The 26,501-nt window shown below is 50.6% G+C and carries 20 protein-coding genes; 11 read left to right on the top strand and 9 right to left on the bottom strand.

Translation table 11 applies throughout. From position 1 onward, the window contains the following. Window positions 1–27 precede the first annotated feature (27 nt). The gene (locus TW77_RS24380) at window positions 28–1,893 is read right to left on the bottom strand and encodes a haloalkane dehalogenase (protein WP_052713224.1); all 1,866 of its coding nucleotides are present in this window, start codon (window positions 1,891–1,893) and stop codon (window positions 28–30) included. Window positions 1,894–2,085: 192 nt separating this feature from the next. On the opposite strand from TW77_RS24380, the gene TW77_RS24375 reads away from it, so the two are divergent. The 3 genes from TW77_RS24375 to TW77_RS15890 all read left to right on the top strand — a co-directional run bounded on the left by TW77_RS24375 (window position 2,086) and on the right by TW77_RS15890 (window position 6,667). Further along, entirely contained in the window at window positions 2,086–3,117 is a 1,032-nt protein-coding gene (locus TW77_RS24375) for a sensor histidine kinase (RefSeq protein ID WP_052713223.1), read from the top strand. A gap of 16 nt (window positions 3,118–3,133) precedes the next feature. Continuing rightward, a complete protein-coding gene (locus tag TW77_RS15895) occupies window positions 3,134–3,886 on the top strand; it encodes a LytR/AlgR family response regulator transcription factor (RefSeq protein ID WP_052713222.1) in 753 nt (250 codons plus the stop codon). A 561-nt stretch (window positions 3,887–4,447) separates the two neighbouring features. Further along, entirely contained in the window at window positions 4,448–6,667 is a 2,220-nt protein-coding gene (locus tag TW77_RS15890; protein WP_046005963.1) for an EAL domain-containing protein, read from the top strand. Here the strand turns inward: TW77_RS15890 and TW77_RS15885 are convergent. Further along, window positions 6,664–7,566 (bottom strand): LysR family transcriptional regulator, encoded by a 903-nt coding sequence (locus TW77_RS15885; RefSeq protein WP_046005962.1) that lies wholly within the window; start codon window positions 7,564–7,566, stop codon window positions 6,664–6,666. The two genes, TW77_RS15890 and TW77_RS15885, sit on opposite strands and share 4 nt — an antisense overlap. Window positions 7,567–8,219: 653 nt before the next feature. Further along, complete coding sequence (locus TW77_RS15880) at window positions 8,220–9,773, bottom strand: AbgT family transporter (protein WP_046005961.1); 1,554 nt, start codon at window positions 9,771–9,773, stop codon at window positions 8,220–8,222. A 214-nt stretch (window positions 9,774–9,987) separates the two neighbouring features. Between TW77_RS15880 and TW77_RS15875 the strand changes: the two genes are divergently transcribed. Further along, window positions 9,988–10,833 carry an HDOD domain-containing protein gene (locus tag TW77_RS15875; RefSeq protein ID WP_046005960.1) on the top strand — a complete coding sequence of 282 codons (846 nt, stop codon included), beginning with the start codon at window positions 9,988–9,990 and terminating at the stop codon, window positions 10,831–10,833. A gap of 165 nt (window positions 10,834–10,998) precedes the next feature. Next, entirely contained in the window at window positions 10,999–12,174 is a 1,176-nt protein-coding gene (locus TW77_RS15870; protein WP_046005987.1) for an NRAMP family divalent metal transporter, read from the top strand. A gap of 53 nt (window positions 12,175–12,227) precedes the next feature. Here the strand turns inward: TW77_RS15870 and TW77_RS15865 are convergent, their stop codons facing one another. The 6 genes from TW77_RS15865 to fadI all read right to left on the bottom strand — a co-directional run bounded on the left by TW77_RS15865 (window position 12,228) and on the right by fadI (window position 19,275). Continuing rightward, the gene (locus TW77_RS15865) at window positions 12,228–12,506 is read right to left on the bottom strand and encodes a YfcL family protein (protein WP_046005959.1); all 279 of its coding nucleotides are present in this window, start codon (window positions 12,504–12,506) and stop codon (window positions 12,228–12,230) included. A gap of 8 nt (window positions 12,507–12,514) precedes the next feature. Next, the gene (locus TW77_RS15860) at window positions 12,515–13,642 is read right to left on the bottom strand and encodes an ATP-NAD kinase family protein (protein ID WP_046005958.1); all 1,128 of its coding nucleotides are present in this window, start codon (window positions 13,640–13,642) and stop codon (window positions 12,515–12,517) included. Next, complete coding sequence (locus TW77_RS15855; RefSeq protein ID WP_046005957.1) at window positions 13,632–14,186, bottom strand: elongation factor P hydroxylase; 555 nt, start codon at window positions 14,184–14,186, stop codon at window positions 13,632–13,634. Before TW77_RS15855 ends, TW77_RS15860 begins: the two co-directional genes overlap by 11 nt. 77 nt (window positions 14,187–14,263) lie before the next feature. Beyond that, window positions 14,264–15,769 (bottom strand): GGDEF domain-containing protein, encoded by a 1,506-nt coding sequence (locus TW77_RS15850; protein ID WP_162197963.1) that lies wholly within the window; start codon window positions 15,767–15,769, stop codon window positions 14,264–14,266. Between the two features lie 96 nt (window positions 15,770–15,865). Next, window positions 15,866–17,965, bottom strand: a complete 2,100-nt coding sequence (gene fadJ / locus TW77_RS15845) for a fatty acid oxidation complex subunit alpha FadJ (protein ID WP_046005955.1) — start codon at window positions 17,963–17,965, stop codon at window positions 15,866–15,868. Continuing rightward, the gene (gene fadI, locus TW77_RS15840; RefSeq protein WP_046005954.1) at window positions 17,965–19,275 is read right to left on the bottom strand and encodes an acetyl-CoA C-acyltransferase FadI; all 1,311 of its coding nucleotides are present in this window, start codon (window positions 19,273–19,275) and stop codon (window positions 17,965–17,967) included. Before fadI ends, fadJ begins: the two co-directional genes overlap by 1 nt. Window positions 19,276–19,591: 316 nt before the next feature. Between fadI and TW77_RS15835 the strand changes: the two genes are divergently transcribed. Genes TW77_RS15835 through TW77_RS15810 form a run of 6 tightly spaced genes read left to right on the top strand, consistent with a single transcriptional unit; the run spans window position 19,592 to window position 26,457 of the window. After that, the gene (locus TW77_RS15835; RefSeq protein WP_046005953.1) at window positions 19,592–20,548 is read left to right on the top strand and encodes an AAA family ATPase; all 957 of its coding nucleotides are present in this window, start codon (window positions 19,592–19,594) and stop codon (window positions 20,546–20,548) included. Between the two features lie 24 nt (window positions 20,549–20,572). Further along, entirely contained in the window at window positions 20,573–21,511 is a 939-nt protein-coding gene (locus tag TW77_RS15830; protein WP_046005952.1) for a DUF58 domain-containing protein, read from the top strand. A 3-nt stretch (window positions 21,512–21,514) separates the two neighbouring features. Beyond that, window positions 21,515–21,946 carry a DUF4381 domain-containing protein gene (locus tag TW77_RS15825; RefSeq protein WP_046005951.1) on the top strand — a complete coding sequence of 144 codons (432 nt, stop codon included), beginning with the start codon at window positions 21,515–21,517 and terminating at the stop codon, window positions 21,944–21,946. Next, the gene (locus tag TW77_RS15820; RefSeq protein ID WP_046005950.1) at window positions 21,939–22,928 is read left to right on the top strand and encodes a vWA domain-containing protein; all 990 of its coding nucleotides are present in this window, start codon (window positions 21,939–21,941) and stop codon (window positions 22,926–22,928) included. The genes TW77_RS15825 and TW77_RS15820 overlap by 8 nt, the downstream gene beginning before the upstream one ends. Further along, a complete protein-coding gene (locus TW77_RS15815) occupies window positions 22,925–24,832 on the top strand; it encodes a VWA domain-containing protein (RefSeq protein WP_046005949.1) in 1,908 nt (635 codons plus the stop codon). Before TW77_RS15820 ends, TW77_RS15815 begins: the two co-directional genes overlap by 4 nt. Then, window positions 24,826–26,457: a BatD family protein gene (locus TW77_RS15810; protein WP_046005948.1), complete on the top strand. Its 1,632-nt coding sequence runs from the start codon at window positions 24,826–24,828 to the stop codon at window positions 26,455–26,457. The genes TW77_RS15815 and TW77_RS15810 overlap by 7 nt, the downstream gene beginning before the upstream one ends. Window positions 26,458–26,501: the final 44 nt, after the last annotated feature.

The following is a 26,501-nucleotide window of genomic DNA, read 5'->3' as shown; positions in this document are numbered from 1 at the left end:
CTCACTTTCAAGAGATGACTGAGGTGACTACTGTGCAAGCTGATAGCTATTGCCCAATTCATCCTGTAATACAAAAGCAATGCCGTCAACAGGCGTCATATCAAGCGACTCAGTCAGGATTCGGCTTGAAAAGTGCCAGCCTTCAGGCAAGTTAAGCCTGTCTCCTAAATGCGCCAAATCATCCATTTGCAATGAAGGGTCCGAAATACGGCTAAATGACTGCATCACATAGGCTTGCCCTGTGTTATCGGTAATTTCATAGATGCGTCGCCCTTTGTAAAAGTGCCAGGTATTGTTTCTTGAGACTTCTCCCGCTACGTAAGGAACTTGTTCTCCCTGCGCGGTACTTATGTCAGCCGTCGTTAATAAGCGCATTTTTACATCGCCGAATTGACGAACCTGCGTGTCCGGGTCCAGCGTTATGATGTCTCCACCACGACTTTCATCAACCACAAAAAAGCGCGGACCGTTAGGAATGGCACTCAGTGCACCGTATTGTGCAGCAACGTCTTCAAAATCGATTGCCTCCCACTGCGACTGCTGACACATATCAACACCCGGCGTGCCCCACACCTGCGCCACTACCCTGTCATCTTGCAGATAAGGCAATAGGATCTCACAGTAACGCATATTGTAGCTTGGCCCGCCAGTTACCAGCGGCGCTTGTGGCGTGGTTGTTTGCATAAAGCTTAAAAAGTGCAGTGCCAACTCCTCACCTACATCATCTTGAATAAAGTGACCAGCCTGAAAGCGCCTGTGCTCTGAGTCTTCAGCGCCAGGAACATGGTTAACCCATTTACGCTGATTGGCCTCACTACCTAGTCCTTTATCATATTCGCCACCATTAAACATAAACGGATTATGATAGGCGCCTAAAGTTTGCCATGCCGGTAACGTTTGCATCTCTATACCAGAGAGCATGGAAGGAAACGCGCGGATCGCAGCTTTATACTGCACATTTGGATAAGGCGCGTTGTAAGCTTTTACCTCCGCGTCACTCAACTCTATCGCCGAGAGCTTTTGCACCACATCACCCGCCATCAGCTCTGGTACACTGGCCGCGTAATCAATCCACTGCTGAAACCCTTCAACACGATCACGCGAACGTGTATCAAAAAATGTACTGGCATCCATTGTAAGCGCCGCGTCAATTTCAAAGCTTGGCAATTGATACGGGTTGCTACCAGTTGGAATAACTGGCATATCACCGTTTGCCACCACGATTCTGGCAAAACGCTCAGACATATTACCAGCTACTCTAAGTCCGATAAGGCTGCCCCAGTCTTGCACAAATAAATTAATGTCAGTGAGTTGCAGCTTGTTGATAAACGCCTTTGTCCACGACACATGGTGTTCATATTGATGTACGGCAACATTGAGTGGCTTATCCGACTTACCCATCCCCATATTATCAAGCGCAATTACCCGATAACCTGCATCGGCCAGAATAGGGATCATTTTACGATATAGATAAGACCAACTTGGCTGGCCGTGCAACATCAGCACTACTTCGCCATTTTGTGGCCCTTCATCTACATAGTGCAGTCTAAGCCCTTCTATCTCGAGGTAATGTGCTGCAAAGTCGTAGCCTGGTAAATCGTCAAAGCAGGCATCCGGGGTAGTGACAAACTCAACCCCTTTAGAGGTAGTTGACGTAGTAATATCAGCCTGTAAACACGCGTCACTTAGTGGGCCGGAGGCTGGTTTTGTTTCCGTAGGCTTTGTTTCTGAGTGGGTGTCTTGAGTATCTGTTGTTTCTGCACTGCTTTGTTCATCGTCGCTATCGCTACACGCAACCAAAATGCTGCTTAACAGGCAGACCCCAATGGCCTTGCGCAACGTGACAACGGTCTGCTTTAGCTTAAATTGTGTTGTTAGTGAGTTGTGAACCATCTTTGTTTTCCTTATGTATCAGATAACTATTGCTTATCGTGTTGAGGCATAGGAATATCACTGCAAACGGATGCAACGTAGCCGGTTGTGCGCAGATGGTGTAAAAGTCTGTCTCAATGGTGCTATGGCGGCATATCATCAGGATAAAATTGCCTGTACCATTGAACAACTCAATCACAGCCGGAACCCCGAGTGAATTCAGCGCATACAATACCGAGCGAGACCGGGCTTTATAACAAAAGACAAACTCAGGCCTGGATATTTTTACTGATCTGGCCGGGGCTCAATATCTTACTTTTATCCAGTGTGCTGCTACTGCTCGACCAATTCACGCTTCTTTTGTTTGCACAGGTCGTCGTAAAAATATGGGGTGGGTTTTGTGCCGGTTATTTACTCTTTAACCTATTTGAATGGGTATGTGCGCCGTTTTTACCAGCCGGTGTTCGTCATAATACTTGGTTGCTCAGGCCTTTTTCCATTATCCTGCTGTACGCACTGATAGGGCCAATCGTCACGTTACCAAACGCAAACACGGCCTCTCAGGTCACATTTTTGCCCGTCATTATTATGTTGCTTGAGGCATTTGTTTACATCGCTGTCATGCTGATGTTCAAACAACAAGCATATCACTTTCAGTCTCAGCTGCAGGCGCAAAAAGCAGAGTTACAAATGCTGAAGATGCAGTCTAACCCGCACTTTTTGTTTAACACCCTTAACCTGATCGCCAGTGAAGTGACCCAAGATCCGCACAAGGCAAAAGTGCTCATTTACGACCTCAGCGACCTACTGCGTCATACCATTCAACTTGCCCAACACCAATTTATAGCGCTGGAACAGGAGCTCAAACTGGTCGAGCTTTACCTTGTTTTACAACAAAAAAGGTTTGCGGACCGACTCACGTTTGATTTGGATTGTCCAAGCGAGTTAGACCAGTTACCGGTTCCATCTCTGCTGTTGTTACCCCTGGTTGAAAACGCTGTTAAGTATGGCATTGCCCCATATGCCCATGAAGGCCATATCAGTATCATTGTTGAAGCCCAAGCCCACAGCCTGATGATTGAAGTACAAGATACAGGCGCGCCTTTTGAACATACCCAGGTGATCCCAGGCGAAGGACTACGTATTACACAAGAAACCCTCACACTGCACTATCAAAACGCCGCCACGTTTAAGCTTGTCTCGTCCGATGAAGGCACCAGCGCGTTTATCCAGTTACCCAGATAAATAACCAGAGCGGAATATGAATATCAAAACCGTGATCATTGTTGACGACGAACAAGCAGCCAGACAGCACTTAAGGGATGTGATAACTGGCTTTGATGAGCTAGAAATTGTTGCAGAAGCAGCGGATGGTAAATCGGCCATTGAGCAGATCATGCTCAAGCGCCCGGATATTGTCTTCCTTGATATCGAAATGCCCGAGCTCAATGGCTTTGATGTGGCCAGAGCAACGCAACAATTGACCTATCAGCTCATTTTTATGACCGCTTACGAACAATATGCGTTAAAAGCCTTTGGTACTAACGCCATAGATTACTTAGTTAAACCAGCCAGGCCAGAGCTTATCGCCAAAAGCCTGGCTAAAATCATTCGTCAGCAAACACACGTTCAGCCTCCGCGTTCATCTGCACGGCTGATCTTAAACGACCATGCAGCGCAAAAAATCGTTGAGTTTGAACATATCAACTTTATTGAAAGCATTGGCCGCTATCGACGAGTCCATTTAACCGAGCAAGGCGCCGGTATCCATAACACAGACACGATTATCTCTGAGCAAACCCTCGATGGGTTTTGCACTCAGTTACCCGACTCTCAGTTTTATCGGCTGCACCGCAGCTATATCATCAATGCCAAACAGCTATTGGCACTTAAATACCATGCCCGGAAATACTTTGTGCGCCTTGCGGGAACCGATGCTCAAATTCCCGTCTCACGCAGCTTTATCGGTACCTTGAAGGCACGCATTGCTCAACGGGTAGAGTCAGAGGGTTGAACTGCTGGTTTGAGGTGTATGTTGTTGGTCATCCAATCGTTTACTCGAAATTCTGATTGGTAGGTTCGGAGATCGTCTGTTCGCGTATAGGCGGTAGCGTGGTATTTCGTAACTGTGAAAGTTATTTGAGTGGGTGTCCGCGCTTGCCTCCTATCCTATAGCGCAAGCAGACATAAACCAGGAAAGTAAACACGCACATAGCCAGTCAAACAAATTGTTTCACTCGCATCTGTATACCCGATACTTCTTAGTTGGGTTCGAGTAGATCCTGGCTCGCAAGCGCCCGGGATGACGGCGGTGTTTATGGGGTTTTTCTACAATAATCCTCTGCCGCGTGGTGATTAGGTCGTCTACAGCCACACGCATCCAAAATGACGGAATTGTTAATAAAATGACTATGTTGCCTGCAAATAGGATGTGCTGTTTGTCTATTTCCCCTCCACTATGTTGAAAAAAACCGCAGTTAAGCTGATTTAGCGCAGGTTTTACTGCCTCTGCCCATTGAATTGCGGCTCTGATGGCCTTAGTATCGGGAAAAACAATAATAATAACTGTAACGTTTTGAGCTCTTTAAGCCGCTTTTTCTTACTTGAGGAAGAAACCCAATCGCCAAGCGACGTGCCTAACTGGCGTGTCAGCGCTCTGCGCATTATTTTGGTGACCGGGCTTTTATTATGCCTTGGGATCTTTATCAACAGCTTGCCCGCTGCGCTGGCATTTGAACTTGACTATGTGCTGGCGCTGACGTCGGGCTTTACGCTCACTATAGGTGTGCTGCTCACTCTGAGCCGCAGCGCTTATCAGCTGTGTGCGCATTTGCTGATGATTGCCATAGTGGCCGCCGGGGTGGCCATCAAGTTATTTATTCCTCTGTTACCCCTTGCCCAGTTGGGCTCTATTTTTGTTTATATCACGCCAATTCTGGCGTTACTGTTACTGGGTAAGCGCACTGCGATTTTTTACGCCGCACTGAATATCATTCCATTTTTATTAATAGTGCAGCAGGTTAACCTATCGGTTATCCCATCCGGCGAGCGTATGCTGGTCGACGGCGATATTTATATCCACTTTTTGCTGTTCTTCTTTTTTAACTGTACCGTGCCGCTGGCGGTGTGGCGTACCAGTCTGGCCGCCAGCCGGTTGAATTTGCATATGGCCAGTAATAACGAATTGCTGGCCTCACAAAAACAAATCTATCAACGCTTCTTTCAGAAATCTTTTCACGCCATTGTATTAGTCGACCAGCAGTTTAATATCGTTGAAGCCAATGAAAAAGCGCGCACTTTACTGGGGATCCAGACTCAACCCCTGCCCTGTAATTTTGCCCGCGTTACACAAGATGATCTGAGTCGGCTGCTGAACAACGGCGACCAGCACGAGGCCGACCTGAAGACTTTTCACGTAGGAGAGCGCACCATAGAGCTGGCTTCGCGGGAATACCACTCCGAGCAATTGTGCGCCTGGTATCTCAATGATGTGTCTGATCAGCACCAGCTTCAGCAAGATCTGCTGGCCCTGGATGTGGCCCATCAGCAGGCTAAGTACTTTGATGCCAGAACCTACTTACCCAATAAAACCTGGCTCACTGAACAGTTACAGGTCCATATTGATCGCGGCCAGCCATTTGCCCTGCTGATCGCCGAAAATCTCAATAAGCACGTACTGGATTACCTGATTGACGGCGAGTTGCACAAACATCTATACGGCCACATTAACCAGGTTGCAGAACACGACCCCAGTTTGCTCGACCAGATTGCGTATATTGGCGCAGGAAGACTGGCGATTATTATCGAACCCGATGCGCCGGTACTGGAGGTTGCGCAGCGCTGGCATCAGCACCTTGATTTCTGGCTCAAACTGGGACAGCACCAATTTCATGCCCGTTACGCTGTGGGGATTGCGACCTACCCGGAGCACGGCTATATCCCTGAGCGGTTGGTAAAGAATGCCCAGCAGGCCTGTGAACTGCGCGGTGCTGGCGATGATCTGGCCATATTTGACCACGGCACCCGACGCCAGACACTGGCCCGCCACGAGATGGCCCTGCTGCTGGAAAAGGCGCTGGAGCATGATGAACTGCAGATAGTCTTGCAGAGCAAGCATGATAACACCCATTCGGTGATTGGCTACGAAGCCCTGGCCCGCTGGCACAGCCCCTTGTTGGGGTGGGTGTCCCCCGGAGAGTTTGTGCCCATTGCCGAGGAGTTTGGCCTGGTCAATCAGCTGACACAACGCATTTTGCATAAGGTTTGCCATACCTTACAGAGTCACCCGGATATTCACGTGCCTATCGCCATTAACATCAGCTCCCGCGACATTGCTTGCGAGCAGTTTGCCCGGAACACCCTGTCTATTGTCCACAACTATGGCCTGAGCCCGCGCATGTTCGAGTTTGAACTGACCGAATACAGCTTTGCCGACGATCATAACCAGATCATGGAAGCGCTCGATAAAATGGGCTTCAGCCTGAGTATTGATGATTTTGGGATCGGTTACTCAAATATTGCGCGAGTGCTGGCCTCGCCCATTAAACGCCTCAAGCTGGATCGCTCTTTGGTGACACAGATCACCTCAGATCAAAAACAACAGGCGCTGCTGCTGGGGATCCTCACAATGTGCGATAACCTGGGCATTGCAGCGCTGGCAGAAGGCGTTGAAACTCAGGCGCAACTTAATAAGTTGCAGGAGCTTGGGGTGAAAGAGTTCCAGGGCTACTGGTTCAGCCGCCCAGTGGCCGTTGAGCAAGTGCTGGCGCACGCTTACGATACACAGGCGACTTAGTCGTTGTCCTGAGCCTCCAGCGCCATACACTGATATCTGAGCTCTCCAATAAACGCCCTGGCTGCGGGTCCGAGCGTATCTCCGTCTTTAAAGAGCAGGTTAAGCTGGGCCTGGCGTGTGCGATTGTGCGTGAGTTGCAATGGCACCAGTGCGCCACTACTAAGCTGCGTGGTAATAGCACTTCTGGGCAGCCAGGCAAAACCCAGCCCCTGAGTAACCATATCCACCATAGTGCGTAAATGGCTGACCGTCCAACGCTGATCGGCCCCCAGCCAGCCGCTGTCAGTGCCTTTACCCAATGCAGAATCTCTGACTACGATTTGCCTGAATGATTTAAGGTCTTCCAAGTTCAGCTCACGACCGAGCTGATGCAACGCATGCTCGGGATGAGCAACGGCTACAAATTCCACCAAACAGAGCTGCTCACTAAAGCCTTCTGCAAGCACCATAGGCGAGATGGCAATATCAACTTTGGCGTTCTGAAGCGCCTCAAATGACCCAGACAGGATAGATTCGACCAGTTCGATACGCAGCAATGGGTAAGCCTGCGAGGTTGCTTCCAGCACCTTATAAAGCAGTGCCTGAGGAAAGACTTCATCCACCGCAATACGCAGGTGGCTCTCTACCCCTTTTGCCAGAGTCTGGCCGACGGCCTCAACCTTTTCGGCTTCATCGAGCAGATAATTGGCCCGGCGCAGCATCATTTCACCCGCTTCAGTAAGACGGGTTTTGCGCCCTTCTACCTGGAATAATTTGACGGATAGCGCTGTTTCAATTTTTTGTACTGCGGTATGAATACTCGACTGGCTCTTGTGGATAGCTTTGGCTGCCTGATTAAACCCACCATGCTCTACCACAGCACGCAACATACGCCATTGCTCAAGCGTGACTCTTAACATCTCACCTTCCTCGTCATTGGGCCACACTGGCCACTGTGCTTGTAACTATTCTAATCTATTCAATCACTTTTCTCTATTGATGTGCCGTGTGCACAATTTTTCATAGCCAGATGCCTGTGCGACGGCAATGTAAAACGAACAAATCGAATGGCCTGCACAGTTTGTCATAATTTGGTCATCTAACAGGGATATGATGCGCCTGCTTTTAACCAGTATGTACTCTTATTGGTTACTTTGATTTTTGAACCTCCCTTGAGTATTTACTGCACGGAGGCAGTAAGATTTCCCTTGGTGCTTTTGGCCCAACCAATAGCAAATCCATCTAGCCGGCAGAAGCCGGCTTTTTCTTTTTCCTGTCCGTAAGTTAATGCCTAATCCGGTAATCATGAGTGGATGTCTTCGATTGGATGCCTTCGATTGGGTGTCTTTCGATTGGGTGTCTTTCGATTGGGTGTCTTTCGATTGGGTGTCTCGGGGATTTTGAATGGGTGTCCTGCGAAGCTGTGCGGGTGTCTTCGATTGGGTGTCTTTAGAATGGTTTTTTTGAAAGGTTTTGATTGGGTTTCCTGCGAAGCTGTCCTTTGGAGTGGATGTCCTGCAAAGCTTCCTGCAAAGCTGGATGAGGCGTCGGGCCCCATCCAGTGAAGGGCAGATTAACCTGCCGGGTAGATGTAGCTAGATTGCAGGCCCAGTGGAATGCTCAGGCCCCAGTATGCCAGCAGGAATAGGCTCCAGCCGATCAAAAAGGCGATGGAGTATGGCAGCATCAGTGCCAACAATGTACCAATACCCGTGTCTTTAACATACTTCTGGCAGTACACCACCACCAGCGGGAAGTAAGGCATCAGCGGGGTAATGATGTTTGAGCTGGAATCACCAACACGATACGCCGCCTGAGACAAGTCTGGAGAAATACCCAGTTGCATCAACATAGGTACAAATATCGGACCCAGCAGTGCCCATTTTGCAGAGCTTGAACCCACGAACAGGTTTACAAAGGCGGTCAGGAAGATAATACCAATCACAGTTACTGAGCTTGGCAGTGCCATGGCTTTTAAGACCTCAGCGCCTTCAATGGCCAGTAACGCGCCCAGGTTCGACTTACTAAATGCCGCGATAAACAGCGCACAGAAGAATGCCATAACAATGTAGTAAGACATCGAATTCATCGATTTACTCATTGCATCTATCATGTCTTTTGAGGACTTAAAGGTTCCGACCATAAAGCCAAATACGGCACCGGGGATCCAGAAGAGTAAGAAGATCAGCGGTACAATAGACTGCATCAGCGGCGCGCTAAAGTCGGTCAGTGCACCACTTTCACTGCGCAGCGCCGAGTCTTCGCCACTGGCGGCATAAATGAGTAAACCGATACCAGCAAGCATCACAGCCGAGGCGGCGTAAAACGCCGAGCGCTCTTTAGAGGTGACTTCGTTAAATTCAGGCAGATCGTTGGTATCGCCGTCTACCTTAGTTGATGCCAGACGCGGTTCAATGATTTTATCGGTAATATACCAGCCAAGCAGAATAATAAAGACACTCGAGGCTGAGGTGAAGAACCAGTTATTCAGCGGGTTGACTGAGATTTCAGGGTCGATGATCTGCGCCGCACTTTGTGTGAAGCTCTGTAACAGAGGATCGATGCCTGAAGGGATGAAGTTCGCACTAAAGCCGCCACTTACGCCAGCAAACGCCGCCGCAATACCGGCCAGCGGGTGACGTCCCATAGCATAGAAGATAACGCCAGCCAGCGGGATCACCAGCACATAACCCGCATCGGTCGCGGTGTGGCTGACAATTGCAATTAAGATAATAGAGGGTGTCAGCAGTGCCTGTGGTGTGCGCTTAAGCATCAGTTTCAGGCCAGCATTAATATAACCCGAGTGCTCAGCTACACCAACACCCAGCATCGCGACCAGCACCACGCCCAGCGGCGCAAAGCCGGTAAAGGTTTTCACCATTGAGGCCAAAAAGCCTGCTAAAGAATCCCCGCTAAGCAGGTTATGAACAACAATCGCCTCGCCAGTGCGCGGGTCAATGGCATCAAAGCTGACGCCCGAAAGCATCCAGGATAATAACCAGATCAGGAGCATCGCACCGAGGAAGATCATGGCCGGATCGGGCAGCTTGTTACCAACCCTTTCAATATTATTGAGGAATCGCATAACGAAGCTGGCTTCGTTATTTGCGTTTTTCGCTTGTTCCATAGTTAATCCCTAAAAAGAAAATTAGCCAACTTTAACTTAACAACCGTAACAATGCCAATTCATTTGTTCCTTTATCCATTACGTGGGTATTATTTATGCGTTTTTTGCGTTGACGCAAAGAATGCGTAATCTGGCTTAGCTACTATACTTGGCAAATCAGCCTGACACTCGACGGGCTGTTCGTGTATTCCGTATTTGCTTTAACGAGACCGCCATGATCGAAATAGATAACGCCGTGCTTAAGGATATGAACCATGGGTTTTGCCTGCCCGCAAAACCAGAGCTGTTGCAAAGCCTGCATCAGTTATTACAACAACCTGAGCCGGAACTGGGTGAAATCGCAGCACTGATAGCAACAGATGTCGCAACCTCCGCCGCAGTGCTCAAAGTCATTAACTCCTCAAGCTATGGCTTTTCCCGTACCATTACCGATATTCGTCAGGCAGTGATGTTCCTGGGCCTTAACAGCATTACCATGCTGGTAACTGGCTACTTGCTCAAGCAGGCCTTTGACCAGTCAAAGTGCTGCATCAAACTGGAACGTTTCTGGGACAGTGCGCAGGAAATCGCCGATGTCGCAACCCTGATTGGCAATAAGATAAAAAGTAAAGTCCCGGTCGAGAACCTCTATATGCTGGGCCTGTTTCACGATGCCGGTATTCCCGCTATGGCGTTCAACTATCCGGATTATGTCGAAGTACTGGGCGCCGCAAACAGCAATTACGATAAAATGCTGGTCGAGTTCGAAGAGCAGCGCTACCAGACCAACCACACAGTCATTGGCTATTATCTGGCGAACAGCTGGAATCTGCCCAAACCCATTTGTCAGCTTATCTTAAGGCACCACGATGTCACTTATCTTCAGGAAAAACGGAGCGACGAAGAAATGCTGACATTTTCTACCCTGAAAATGGCAGAGAACCTGGTCCATACCAATAAACGCTTTGTCGCCGCTCCGGACTGGCCGATCATGAAACAAAGCGTGCTGGATGCACTTAATCTTGATGAAGACGATTACCAGGACCTCAAAGACGACACCGAAGAGTACTTCACCACCTGACCAAATTACACGTCCTGACAGGGCTTTTGACTCCCAACCTCATTAGCCCAGTCATTTTCCACTTGGCAAACGCTTTCAAATCGTTAACATGAGTGGCAAAAACAAAGGAACGTCGTGTTGGAATCACTTTCTTCTAAACTCAGGAACCTGGGCCCCGGGATCCTGATGGCCACGGCTGCGGTCGGTGGCTCACACTTGGTTGCGGCAACTCAGGCCGGTGCTTTATTTGGCTGGCAACTGCTGTGGTTAGTGGTAGCGGTTAATCTGCTCAAGTATCCGTTTTTCCGTTTTGGTGTGGAATACACTCTGCACACAGGCAACAGCCTGGTCACCGGATATTACAATAAGAACCGTGCCCTGTTTTATCTCTTTGTGGCATTGAATGTCATTGCCGCAGTGGTGAACACCGCCGGTGTGCTGCTGCTCACTGCGGCCCTGTTGCAGTATGCTCTGCCCTGGAGTCTCTCACTGACAACATTGTGCTATGCCCTGCTGTTTGTATGCCTGGGGATCTTACTGTTTGGACATTACAAATTGCTCGACAAAGCCAGTAAAGGGATCATGGCGATACTGTGTGTTACCACACTGGCGGCTTTGTTGGTGGCCGTATCACAGGGTCAGGCTCACCCGTCACCTCAACCTGCACCGTCTCCTTATTCGCTTGCTTTACTGGGCTTTATGGTGGCCCTGATGGGCTGGATGCCAGCCCCCATTGAAATATCGGCCATTAACTCACTGTGGTTAAAAGCCAAAACTCGCACTCAGTCGCTGAGTAAAGCCCAGGGCTTGTTTGATTTTAATCTCGGCTACTTTTTAACTTTATTTTTAGCCGTGGTGTTCTTTTCTCTGGGTGTGTTACTGCAATACGGGCAGAGCCAGAAAATAGAACTCGCCGGGGTGGCCTTTTCTAAACAGCTGATTGATATGTACACACTGACTTTAGGTGAGTGGGCCCGCTGGTTAATCGCCACCATTGCCTTCCTGTGCATGTTCGGTACCACAATCACGGTACTGGACGGTTATGCCAGAACCCTGGACGATGCGGTTAAGCTGATCAAACCGCACCAAAAAAAGGCCAGTTTGTCGATTTTCATTACCGTTCAGGCCATATTCGGCATGGTGCTGGTGTTGTTCTTTAAAGCCAACCTGAAAGACATGCTGATGTTTGCCATGACGCTGGCGTTTTTAACTACGCCGTTTTTTGCCTGGCTGAATTTCTCATTGATGTCGAAAGCGCAGTTTGCGCAGCAAAGCAAGCCGGTGCAACTGCTGACCTGGGCAGGCCTGAGTTATTTGATTGCCTTTGCGGTATTATTTGTGGTGTGGCGCTGGGTACTGTAAATGAGAAAAGGCGGTGTTACACCGCCTTTTTTGAAGGAAGATTATGCCCCTGGCTAAGCCCCTAACTGCTTAAGACGCTCCCAGATGGTCACCACGTGGTGCTTGTCTTCTTCGTTAAGCTCGCCATCACGATACGCCTTCACCAGGCTTGCCTCGACTTTAGCATTTAGCTCATCCACTGACAGCGCCAGCTCCTCAACCTGAGCATAGCCAACCGCCAGGTCGAAATGACCGCGTAAGTAGCCACCAGCAAACAGCTCATCATCGCTTGCTCTATCTACTAATTCATCAAAAAACTGCTGCGCAGCTTCTATATACGCTTGAAGTGACATTCTGTCTCCTAAATTAAATCCTGATGCCCGACGGCATACATTACATGGTCATTATACCCTGTCACTACTTTGATGTAGCCACTTAGTTCATTGTCCAGTTCCTGATCGCCCGTATCTGCTATCAAAGGGCGACCATTGAGTGCCTGCAACTTGGTCTTAGTTGCAACCACTATGATATTGTCTTTGCCAATCTGGCGGATCAAAGCCGAGCTGAGCTGCTGATTGCCGCGACCAAATATATGGCCCTGCCCGCCTATCAGGGTGATCACCAATTTTGTCGGAGCCTGTGAAGCCGCATCCAGTAGCTGTTGCGCCGTCAGGTCACTGCCCAGCAGAGCATGGTCGCGGATCAAATCAACCCCCAGTAAGGTGTTATCCAGGCCCAACTCTTCCATTATCGCGGCCACCGTTGAGCCCGAGCCCATAATATACTGCTCATCTTCTTCCATTTCTGAAATCACATACGCAGCGATATCCGCCAGTACCAATTCGTCACTTTCTTTGCCGCCATTTTTTACGCTTTGTACATAACGCAACTCGCTGGGCACCTGCATTTCACCATAGCGCTTGGCGCGCACAGTACCTACCCGAAAAGCACTTTCATCTATGTCCATCACATCGGCGTCGTCTATAGTAACCAGCTCCCCTTTAATGAGCATTTCTACTACCCGACCAGCCGCTTTCGGGGTAATTGCATACACGCCACTGTGGATCTTACAACCGGCTGGTACGCCCAGTACCGGGGCTTCGCTGCCAATGGCGGCGCAGATGTTGCGCGCAGTGCCATCACCACCGGCAAACAGCAACAGGTCGACTTTGGCATCGGCCAACAGTTTGGCAGCCTGCTCGGTATCTTCTGGGGTAGTCGGCGTGCCACAGGTCATCACAACCTGAGTAGAAAAACCGTGCTCAAGCGCCAGGTTTTCTCCCATTTCACCACTCACGGTATAGACTTCAATGATGTCCCGGTAAGGCTGCAACAGCGCCAGGGCCTGTGCCGTGCGACTGTGTGCCTTGGGCTCAGCACCCAGCGAGCGGGCAAGCTCGGCGGTTTCACTGCCATCACTGCCCTTTAGTGCCACAGCACCGCCTAACCCGGCAACCGGGTTCACGATTAATCCAAGTTTAAACTGCATCTGCAAACTCCTGTGGACAATGCCATTCAAACTGGCCAGCGCTGAGTGGCCAGGGGGTCGAGTAAAATAGAGATAACGCTTCTAACAAAGCTGAGGCTCGGACATTAAACCCGTCGGTTAACATTTCCAGCACCTGAGCATGAACACGACGCTGAAAAGCAAACCGACAGGTCGGCTCGCCATTTAGATTGTCGACAGAGACGTTAAAGGCAAACCCGGCTGCAGCGCTCAGTGCCCATTCAATGGCCTGGGGCTTTACTTCCACCTGCTCAAACGCCAGTTGCTGATCTTTGCTGCGCCCGTCCGGGCAGTACCAGTAGCCATAGTCTTCGAGCTCCCGCCGCGCTTTACCAGCCACCAGCCAGTGCGCAATTTCGTGCATCGCACTGGCATAAAAACCATGTGCAAAAACAATGCGGTGATAATCGCACTGTGTATCCGCAGGCAGATAAATGGGCTCATCAGTACCTGCGACCAGTTTAGTATTGTGCGTTGGATAAAATAAGGCGTTAAATATCGAGATCAGATCGTCAATGTGGTGCATACAACTCGCAGGCGGCCCTCTAATCGGTTTATGGGCGCAGATTGTACGGATTTTTAGGGGGAAAGTAAAAACCCGCGCTACTGGCTACTGAACAGTATCGCCCTACCCCGGCCCGCGGCTTTGGCCTGGTATAAGGCATCATCGGCCTCACCAATTAACTGAGCACACTCCACGCCCGACGAAAGATTGGTACGACTGGTTACGCCGATACTCATTTCAAGATCATACTGATTTATTTGCCGGTACTGATTCACCAGCCTTTGCGCCATCAATAACGCTTCGTCTGAAGCGATTTCCGGGCATACAATCACAAACTCATCGCCTCCCCAGCGGCCAAGACAGTCGCTGGGCCTGATCGAGCGCTTTAAAAAGGCACTGAGCTCAGTTAACGCTGCATCTCCAACCTGATGGCCCATGGTGTCATTGAGGGTTTTGAAGTGATCCAGGTCGACCATCATGACCGACAACGCGCGACTATAACGCACAGCGCGTGTCAGCTCATCGCCCAGCACTCGCTCTATCTGGCCTCTGTTAAAGGCCTGGGTCAAAAAGTCTAATTCAGCGCGTTGCTGTAGCTGCAATTCGGGACGCAGATCCCGGATCACGGCCACGTAATAGGTTTCCTGCCCAAAGGTTGTTCTGGCAATCGCTATATCCAGAGGTATTTCGTGCCCTAGTTTATGCAAGCCAATGATATTCAGCCCATTCTCTCCTTTACGTCGCATTTTTGCGCGCCCATAGAAAGATGCTCTGTGCTTGGCATGCAATTCCCTGAAGCGCTCAGGCATTAAGGCTTCGAGTTGCATATTGACTAACTCTTTCGCAGAGTAGCCAAATAGCTCGGAACATGACTGATTCACCTGAGTGATACGGCCCTCAGAGTCACAGTAAAGCAGTGCATCCGGAATGGCATCGAACAGACAGTCACGCTCTTTTGCCGCCCTGATCTGCGCCCTGAGCATCATAAAACTGACAAGCAGCATCATGACTATCAATATCAACAACAATAGTCCTTCCAGGCTATCCCGGTAAATAATGTTTTGTAATGTCAGCTGGTGAGCTTCACGAGTGCGCGAGAAGCGCGTTTCAAGACCTTGCCTTAAGGTACGCAGGGCTTCGTCTAAATGTTGATGCTGGTTTTTGAGTTGCTCAGAAAGCGCAGCTGTGGCCTGGCTTTGAGTACCAACGCTGTCAGCCTCAGTGAGCTGTGTTTGGTAGAGGCTCGCATAATATGTCACCACAGCTAACGCTTCGGTTTCACCTGCTTGCAGGTCAAGCTCACTCAGCTGCGCTAACGTGCGATACAGGCGAACCATATACTCCTCTGCTGACGGCTCGGCGTCCGGCTCTGGGTGATGATAATCACGCACCTGATGTATTGCTTTGGCCTGGCTGAGCTGATGCTCCAGATCATCCAGCAGCCTGGATTCCAGCAAGACAATATCCGCCTGCTCCTGCCACTGCTGTTCAAATGCCTGGATCATGTCATTGACATCATCGCTGATAAAGTACAGCACCACATTGGCTGAAATCGTCAGCACCAGTAAAACTGCCAGAACAATTAAAAAAAGCGGTTTTTTCATCGCTTTTGCATCGCAATACACAGAGTATCTGACTAATTTTAGCTGAAAATAAAAAAGCCGCATCGATGCGGCTTTTTTTAATGCTCAGACAAATGCTTAGCTGTAGTAAGCTTCACCCGCTTCGGCCTTAGCCAGCAGCGGTTCCGCCGGTGTAAACACCGCGTTGTCGGTGGCATAGGTAGACAGCTCTGAACACACTTTGTTCAGACCACGTTTGTCCATATAGCTGAACGGCCCACCTAAGAATGGCGGGAAGCCAATACCAAAGATAGCACCAATGTCACCATCACGGGCGCTATCGATGATACCTTCATCCAGACAGCGCGCAGCTTCATTGAGCATTTGCGCCACACAGCGGCTGGCAATTTCTTGCTTGTTCAGACGTGGGGCCGGTGTAATTCCCAGCAAGTCATAGACAGACTCGTCCACTTTCTTGCCTTTGGCTTCATATTTGTAAAAGCCCTTGCCGGTCTTACGACCCAGACGCTTGCTGTCGATCATGCGGGCAAAAGCATCAGGTGCTTTAAAACGCTCACCCAGTTCTTTTTCAAGAATAGGCGCAATCTTAGAGCCGATGTCCACACCCACTTCGTCCAGCAGTGCCAAAGGCCCAACCGGGAAGCCAAACTCAACCAGGGCCTGGTCAATCTTTTCGATTGGCTCACCCGCTAGCAGCAGGTTAGCCGCTTCGTTCACGTAAGGCGCCAGAATGCGGTTTACATAGAAGCCCGCTTTGTCTTTTACCACGATAGGCGTCTTGCCCTGTTTGCGCGCAAAATTCACGGTACGAGCGATGGTCTCTTGTGATGTGCCCTCGTGCGGGATGATCTCAACCAGAGGCATTTTTTCGACCGGCGAGAAGTAATGCAGACCAATCACGTTCTCAGGACGTGCTGCTTTTTCAGCGATCTGCGCAATCGGTAACGACGACGTGTTACTGGCAAAAATGGTTTGCTCTGTACATTCGCGCTCGATGTCGGCCACCATGCTTTGCTTCAGAGCCAAGTCTTCAAATACCGCTTCAATCACGATATCAGTATGACGCATGCCAGTGTAGTCAGTGGTACCTGTGATGCGGTTCATCGCCAGTTGCAGATCGGCCTTAGACAGAATACGTTTTTTCTGCTTTTTAGACAGGATCTTGTAGCTGTAACTTAGGGCATTGCTGATCCCCTGATGCGCTACATCTTTGATGCGCACAGGTACACCGGCTTTTACCGCACTTACGTGAGCAATACCGCCGCCCATCAGGCCGCCACCCAGTACCGCCGCGCGGTTAATCTTAGGCGCGTCGTCGCTTTGCCACTCTTTTTTCATCTCTGTGGTCGCGAAGAAAATGCCACGTAAAGACTGCGACACTTCGGTCATCACCAGGTCGGCAAACCCTTCGGCTTCTGTTTTGTAGGCTTTCAGTTCACCTAATTCAACTGAAGCACGCACGGCCTTGATGATAGCCAGTGGCGCCGGATAGTGACCACCGGTTTTTTTCTCAACGTTTTCCTGCGCTTTTTTGAAGATGATGTTGCGACCAAACGGATTTGATTCCAGCAGCTGGCTCAGCTTATCCAGCTTAGGTTTACGTGCTTTAGGCTTACTGCCACGGGCCAGTTTAATGGCCACATCCAGTAAAATACTGTGCGGCACGCTGTCGTCTACCAGACCGGCTTTTTTAGCCTGCTTGGCACGCACTTGCTTGCCCGTCAGCATCCATTCTAATGCTTTTTGAATACCCACCAGCTTTGGCAAGCGTTGTGTGCCGCCACCGCCTGGTAACAGGCCCAGTTGTACTTCAGGCAAACCTAATTTGGTTTTATCGTCATCACTACATACGCGATAATCACACGCCAACGCGAATTCAAGACCGCCACCCAGTGCCGCACCATGAATGGCCGCAACCGTTGGGAAAGGCAGCTTCTGCATTTTGAAAAATGCCTGCTGGCACATTTCAGATAAGCGCAGCGCGTCTTCGCGGGTTTTTGCCTGATCCAGCATTTTGATGTCGGCACCGGCAATAAAGTTATCGTCTTTGCCGCTGACAAACACCATGCCAGTTACATCATCGCTGCGACCCTGCTCCAGGATAGTCAGCAGTTCATCGGCAAAGCTGTCGCGCAGCGTATTCATCTTCTCGCCCGGCACATCGATGGTGACGATGGCCACGCGGTGGCTGTTTAATTCATAACTAAATACTGACATTATGCACTCTCCAATACAAAGGCTGCACCCAGACCACCAGCCGCACAAGCTGTAGTCAGCGCAAGTCCACCGCCGCGACGTTTCAGTTCATTCAGGGTTTGCGTGATCAAACGCGCGCCTGTTGCCGCAAACGGGTGTCCATAGGCCAAAGAGCCACCGTTTACGTTGAATTTATCCATATCGATTTCACCCAGCGCTTTGCTGCGACCCAGCTTCTCCTGAGCAAACTTATCAGAGGCAAACATCTTCATGTTAGCCAGAGTTTGCGCCGCAAACGCTTCGTGCATTTCAATTAAGTCTAAATCTTGCAGAGTCAGACCCGCGCGCTCCAGTGCCAGTGGCGTGGAGTGAGCCGGACCCATCAGCATGTCTTCGTGCACGCCGATAGCGGTAAATGCATAGTTGCGTACATAGCCCAGGATTTCATAACCCAATGCTTTGGCTTTGCTTTCGCTCATCATCAGTACCGCAGCGGCACCATCAGTAAGCGGCGTTGCGTTTGCCGCAGTAACCGAGCCATGTTTGCGATCAAAGACCGGACGCAATTTGGCGTAGCCTTCCAAAGACGAGTTCGCACGAATGTTGTTATCTTTGTCGATAAAGCCTTTGTACGGCTCAACATGTGCCGTCATGACTTCGTCTTTTAACAAACCTGCATCCCAGGCTTTAGCAGCAAGAGTGTGCGAGCGATGCGCCAGCGCATCTTGGTCGGCACGGCTGATAGCATGGGTTTTGGCCATTTGCTCTGCCGTTTGACCCATAGACAAGCCTGTTGAGTATTCAGCAACAGCCGGCGGTACTGGCATCAAATCTTTCAGTCTGAGCTTTGAGAAAATCTTCAAACGCTGTGACAAGGTACGTGCTTTGTTTAAATCAACCAAGCTGCCAGCCAGCTTTTTGCTCACACCAATGGGCAGTACAGACGATGAATCCGCACCACCGGCGATACCTACCGCCGTGTGGCCTGCAATAATGGACTCGGCAACGTTCGCTACCGCCTGGAAACTGGTGGCACAAGCACGAGATACAGAATAAGCATCGACGGATACCGGCATGCCAGTACCCAGCACGATTTCACGCGCAATGTTTGGCGCTTCCGGCATTTGCACCACCTGGCCGAAAACCAGCTGGTCGATTTCGTTTTTATCTATGTTAAGGCGTTCCAGCATTTCATTGACAACGACCTTACCCAGGTCCAGTGCCGGTACGTGGTGATAGGCCGTAGCCTGCTTCGCAAAGGGTGTACGCAGACCAGATACAATGGCGATGCGGTCCCCTTTTGTTGTTTTTAGAATGTGTTGTTCAGACATGAATTTTGCTCTCCCGCTGACAGGTCTGACCTGTTATTGTCGTTTGATTCTAAACAACCGAATCCTTAATGCCAATAGCAAATTGGAAAATCTTATCATTCGAGCATGACTGAGATGGTCCATCTAAACGCCGCTTTTAAATCTAGCCTGATTTTTGCTCAATTCAAAAAGTCCCTGAAAAATAAATGAAGTTTTGGGAACTTTCGTCTGCTTCAGTGTCTAATCAAGTTACAAAAAATCGCCCGCAAAACCTTGAGTTTTGCGCCTTAATCCTTATAAATAAGCAAAAAATTTGTCACAACAAGGACAAAGCACCATGGCAGTAAACGCATTTAGTGAACTGAAAAACTATCTCGACTCTCAAATTTTAGGTCAAAGCGCACTGACAGAGGCACTGTTGATTGCCTTGCTGGCAGATGGCCACCTACTGGTAGAAGGCCCGCCAGGGCTGGCTAAAACCCGCGCCGTGAACGCGTTGGCCAGAGGCATAGAGGGCAGCTTTCAGCGTGTTCAGTTTACCCCGGACTTGTTGCCCGCCGATATTACCGGCACTGATATCTACCGCCAGCAAACCAGTGAGTTTGTGTTTGAAAAAGGCCCTTTATTCCACCATCTGATTTTGGCCGACGAAATTAACCGCGCGCCAGCCAAGGTTCAGTCAGCCTTGCTTGAAGCCATGGCAGAGCGGCAGATCACGGTAGGCAAAACAACTTACCCGCTGCCAGAGCTGTTTATGGTAATGGCAACGCAAAACCCGCTTGAGCAGGAAGGCACCTATCCACTGCCGGAAGCGCAGCTTGACCGTTTCCTGTTACACCTTAACATTGATTACCCGCAAGCGAGCACTGAGCTTGAGATCCTGCGTTTAACACGTGGCGAAGCGCTGTCGGAACAAACCGCGCAGTTTACGCCAATTTCACAGCAGACCTTATTTGAAGCACGTAAAAAAGTGCTGTCACTGCATCTGGCCGAGCCTCTTGAGCACTATCTGGTGCAATTGATCATTGCTACCCGTGAAGCCGCCAAGCTGGATCAACAGCTGGGGGCCTGGATTGAATACGGCGCCAGTCCGCGGGCCACCATTGCGCTGGATAAGTGCGCACGCGCGCATGCCTGGTTGCAGGGTCAGGATTTTGTGACACCGGATGATATTCAGGCGGTGCTGCACAATGTGCTGCGTCATCGTATTATTCTGAGCTATGAAGCGCAGGCAGACGGGATCAGCAAAGATCAGGTGATCAGCCGTATTCTGGAACTGGTCCCTGTGCCATAAGTGGTCGCGATGATGAAGCATTCAATGCAACACACCGATCACACCCAGTGGCTGGCACAAAGTCACAGCAATGGTGTTGAACTGACACTCAAAGAGCTGCTTTATTATAAGAGCAAAGCGCGCTTGCTGGATCTCAAGCCCAAGCGCGCCATCCGCAGTGATCAGGCCGGACAGTACCTGGCACCACACAAAGGCCGGGGAATGGAATTTGCCGAGGTACGTCAGTACCAGTATGGCGATGATATTCGTGCTATCGACTGGCGAGTCACAGCTCGCACTGGTGAGGCCCATACCAAGCTGTACCAGGAAGAAAAAGAACGTCCGGTATTTATCTTCTGCGATCTGTCCAGCTCTTTGCTGTTCGGCAGCCGCCTGTTGCTCAAGTCGGTTCAGGCTGCGCATCTGAGTGCCCTGGTTGCCTGGTCCGCATGTGCCCGTGGTGATCGGCTCGGTGGTGTGGTGTTCAGCGAGCAAGGCCACCATGAGCTTAAGCCCACGGCACGCGACAAAGGCGTGCTGGCATTTTGCCACCAGCTGTGTGATATCCACACGCAAAGCCTGGCTCAGCGCGGCGAAAATCTGGCCTCGACGTTTGATAATAACCTGAAACGTTTGTCGCACCTGGCCAAACCCGGCAGCCTGATCTACCTGATCTCCGATTTCAGCCAGCTTAACGAGGCCAGCTTCAAACAACTTGAGCATCTCAGCCGGCACTGCGAACTGATTGGCTGCCAAATCAGCGATCCGTTCGAGCATACCCTGCCCGCCTATAAAGATGCGATTGAAGTCAGTTCGGCTTCTGGTAGCTGGACGCTGCCACTGGCGGATAAACAATTCAGGACCCGATTTGCCGAGCAGGCTGAGCAGGCTTTCCAGACCCGCCTGGCCCGCTTACAACGCGCCGGTATGAGTATGCAAACGTTTTGTGCCTCAGCACCAATAGAAACACAGATCTGCAGGTAAGTGATGATGCAAAACCCTTTAGATGCACTCCATGATGTGATCCCGCCCGAGCAGGTGAGCTGGTGGCCGCTGACCCCGGCCAGCTGGGCTGTGATCCTTATCACACTGCTCATTGTGAGTGCCGGTATCTGGCTGGCAGTCAGACACTGGCAGCATAATGCAGCGAAACGAGAAGCCATTAAACTGAGTCAGCAGCATACTCAAGATGCCCTGGCGCTGCATGGCATACTCAAACGACTGACCCGACATTACTACGGCACTGAACAAGCCGCTCAACCGACAGCACAGTGGCTGCGGTTGCTGAACAAGCTCACTCGTCAGCAGTTTAGCCAGCAGGACCTGAGTTCGCTCTACAGCAGTCAACCCACGATTGATTGCAGCAAATTAATGGCGGCTATCAAAACCTTTAAAACCAAAGAGGCCGTGCATGTTTGAACTTGACTGGCCACTGGCCTTACTGCTGTTACCCCTGCCCTGGCTGATTGCCCGTTTTAAACCAACTGCGGCACAAACTCAGGTACGCCTGCGGATGCCAGGCTACCAACAGCAAAGTGCAAGCTCGCAAAACCTTGAACGTCCAAAGCGCAGTGTAAACCTGATTGAAGCCTTGATCTGGCTGTGCCTGGTTGTGGCGCTCAGTGGCCCCAGCTGGCTCGATGATCCAATCACCTTGCCCAATGAAGGTCGCGATATCATGCTGGCCGTGGATTTATCGGGCTCAATGACTGAGCAGGACATGGCCTACCAGGGCAAATATGTTGATCGCCTGTCGGTGGTCAAAGCCGTATTGTCTGACTTCATTGTCGAACGACAAGGGGATCGCCTGGGTCTGATTTTGTTCGGTGACACCGCATTTTTGCAGACCCCACTGACCCGCGACTTGCAAACCGTCAGCCAAATGCTGCTCGAAGCACAAATCGGCCTGGTGGGCCGGGCAACCGCCATTGGCGATGCCATAGGCTTGTCGGTCAAACGCTTCAATCAAAAAGAGCAAAGCAGCCGCATTCTGATCCTCCTTACCGACGGTCAGAATACCGCGGGCAACCTGAGCCCGGAAGAAGCCCTGATCCTGGCCCGTGAAGAAGGCATTAAAATTTACACCGTCGGCGTCGGCTCGGATGGCCGTGGCGGTTTCAGCCTGTTTGGCATGGGCGGAATGACAGGCAGCAGCATAGATGAAAATACCCTGAAACACATTGCCTCAGAAACCGGTGGCGCCTATTTCCGCGCTAAGGATGTAAAAGGACTGCAACAGATCTATGCCGAGCTGGACAAGCTTGAGCCGGTTGCCGATGAAAACCAAACCTTCAGGCCCAGGCAGTCACTGTTTTATTTGCCTTTGCTGATTGCACTGGCGCTGTGGAGCCTGACTTTACTGACTCACGCCATCAGACAATTGCGAGCTAAGCCACTATGACAGAGTTTATTTTTATCCGTCCAACGATATTATGGTTACTGCTGCCGTGGCTACTACTGACGGGAGTGCAATGGCTTAAACGACATCGCAGTAACGACGAGCAATTAATCGCCCCACACCTTGCGCAGGTAGTGCTGGAAAACGGTCCGCGCAAGCAAAGTAAAAGTACACCCTGGCTGGTGAGCTTGTTATTGCTGCTGAGTATATTAGCTGCAGCAGGACCTAGCTTTGAGAAGCACACAGTCCCGGTGTTCAAAAGCAAACAGGCCCGGGTGCTGGTCATGGATATGTCTTACTCCATGTTTGCCACCGATATTCAGCCCAACCGGCTCACTCAGGCCCGCTTTAAAACGCTGGATATGATTGAGCTATTTACCGAAGGCGACACCGCTTTGGTTGCATACGCAGGAGACGCCTTTGTGGTATCTCCCCTGACTGATGATGTCAAAACCCTGGGCAACCTGGTACCCAGCCTGAGCCCTGACATCATGCCCAGCAAAGGCGCTAATGTGCTGGCGGGGCTGGATCAGGCTAAGACTTTACTGGATCAGGCCGGTTACACTGAGGGTGAAATTATCCTGATCAGCGACGAGGTCGAACAGGAAGAGCTGGCAGATATCGCAGACTTGTTAAATGGCACAGGTTACCGGCTGCATGTTTATGGTATTGGCACGCCGGACGGTGCGCCAATTGGCCTGCCTGAAGGTGGTTTTTTGAAAGACCGCTATGGGCAGATTGTGGTACCGAAACTGTATCCCGAGCGTCTGTCTGCGCTTGCCTCCCGGCTCGGTGGCCGCTATGCGACTTATACTCCCAGTGACAGTGACATCAAAACCTTTGCCCCATCCAAAGTGACCGATCTGGACAGCAATGAACAGCCAGGCGAAACGCTGTGGCACCTGGATGCAGGTAAATATTTGCTGTTTATTATTGTGCCGCTGGCGCTTTGGCTGATGCGCTCACAGCCGCTCACTTTGGGATTGCTTGTGGTTGCGTTACTGCAACCACAAGCCGGGTATAGCGCAGACTGGACCAGCTGGTTTAAAAATCAGGATCAGCAGGCACTGGAATCGTATCAACAAGGCAAATTTGAGCAAGCCCAGGTCGCTGACGATCCGCTGTTGAAAGGCACCGCGTTATATAAAGCCGGTGATTATGAGCGTGCAGCCGAGCAGCTTAAGCACACCACATCTGCCACCGGGCAGTATAACTATGGCAATGCACTGGCAAAGTCGGGACAACTCGACCAGGCCATTGCAGCCTATGAGCAAGCCCTGAAGCTGGACCCCGACTTTAAGCAGGCACAGGAAAATAAACAGCTGGTCGAGAGCCTCAGGGAGCAACAGCAGCAGTCTCAGCAACAAAATGGCGACCAGTCTGATCACCAGGAGCAGTCCGGCGATCAGCAAAATGATCAGCAGCAAGACGGTGAACAGCAAAGCGGGCAACAATCAGACGAAAAACAAGACGAGCAATCGTCTTCGCAATCTGACTCTGAACAACAGTCTGACTCTGAGCAACAATCAGACGCGTCACAAAGTGACACACAAAACCAGCAAAACGCTGAGTCTCAGGAGACGCCTGAGTCTGACAATGACAATGCCCCTGAGCTTGCGCAACCGCAGCAGCAAGAAGCGCAGGCTCAACAAGCTGAACAGGCTGCTCAGCAGATGCAGCAGGCACAGCAACAAGCTACTGAAGATGAAAGTCAGCCACAGGGGACACAGCAAATGATGCAAAGTCGCCCACTGACACCAGAAGAAAAAGAAAAAGCACAGCAACTCGATCAGTTACTGCGTAAAGTACCAGACGATCCTGCTATCTTGCTGCGCAACAAAATGTTATTGGAATCACAACAACGGGTGCGTCAGCGCCGCCCGCGAGGAGTAGAAAAATCATGGTAACGCGATTACTGGGATCCGTGATCTTACTTATTATAATGATGCCTGTCTGGGCTGTGGACCAACTCAGCGCCAGTGTCGATAAAAACCCGGTGCTGGTGGGCGAGTATTTTACCCTGACCATAGAGGCCAACGGTAAAGTGTCTGGTGAAATACCCGATACCAGTGCACTGAGTAGTCAGTTTGTTACCAGCCCAATCAGTACCAGCTCACGTACCAGTATTATCAATGGCAGTATGAGCAGTACCACCAGCTGGCAAATGCAGCTACTTTCTCGCAAAGCCGGGGAATTTACCATCCCCAGTTTTGAGGTTGCAGGTCAGCAGTCTCGCCCTATCAAACTCAAGGTACTTGCCCGTGAGCAAGATGGCGAGGCGCAGCAAAATATCTTTATTAAGACCGAGCTAAAACCGGAGACATTACATGTCCAACAGGCGGCCTTATACACGGTGAAATTATATCTTGGTCAGGATCTGCTCGATGGCCAACTCAGCGCCCCACAGATGCAGGATGCGCAAATCGCCCAACTGGGGAAGCAAAGCGAAGACTATGAAATCGTCAATGGTCGTCGTTATATGGTGGTAACGCGGGAATATCTGGTACAGCCACAAAAAAGCGGCACCTTTACGCTGGAGCCGCCTATTTTTAACGGCCAGATCCGCGATGGCTACCGTCGAATGGCCGTATCCGCGATGGGCGACAGCATTGAGGTGGAGGTACAACCCATCCCGAACGACTATTCCGGTACCTGGCTGCCCAGTGAACTGGTTAACCTCAGCGAAGAATGGCAGCCGAGTGACCAAACCGTGATGGTTGGCACACCCATTACCCGCACCCTGACACTCACCGCACTGGGCGTCACCAAAGAGCAGTTGCCTGACATTCAGGTGCCAGACGTCGATGGTTTCAGAACGTACCCGGATGAGACCGATCGCAAACAAATGACCCGCGATGGTCGGGTGATTTCTCAGCTGATCGCCTCCTACGCCCTGCTACCCCAGACACCCGGCACTTATACCCTGCCTGAAATCAAGGTGCCCTGGTTCAATACCGTGATCAACAAAGTGCAGTACGCCACCTTGCCATCAAAAACCATTGAGGTAAAAGCCGATCCCAACCAGGTTTCGGTCGCACCCGCTCCGGTTCTCAACGCGCCACAACAAACAACAACCCAGACCGAGCCACAAATTGTGATCCAGCCGGCAGATAAAACCTGGCTGGACTGGGCATTGATTGCATCCGGCTATGTGTTGTGGCTATTTACTCTGGCTATCTGGTTTGTGACTCGTCACTCAACGCCACATAAACCGGCAGCGTCTGAGCAGACAAGCAAAACGCCCGATGAAGCCGAGGCACTCAAGCAGCTCAAGCGAGCAGCAAACGCCTCAGATACGGCGGCCTGTTATCAGGCGCTTAAAGCCCTGGCTCGGGCACAAGGCTATGCGCATCTTGCTGTCTGGCGTCATCAGCTCAGCCCGGAGTTGCAAAACGAAATTGCAAAGTTGCAAGGCGCACTCTATAGTGCCAACCAGGAGAGCGTCGATCTGAGCTTGCTGTACCGCCTTCTGGCGACGCAGCATAAACAGGTTAAAAACGCGAAAAAACAAAACCTTGAACCGTTATATTAATTTTTCTTCGGTTTAATGAAATAACTTTGCTAAAGACAAGGTCT

It is taken from the genome of Pseudoalteromonas rubra, assembly GCF_000967655.1.
Lineage (GTDB): Bacteria > Pseudomonadota > Gammaproteobacteria > Enterobacterales > Alteromonadaceae > Pseudoalteromonas > Pseudoalteromonas rubra_A.
The sequence above is the reverse complement of the archived record's forward strand: the minus strand, read 5'-3'. Positions and strand labels throughout refer to the sequence as shown.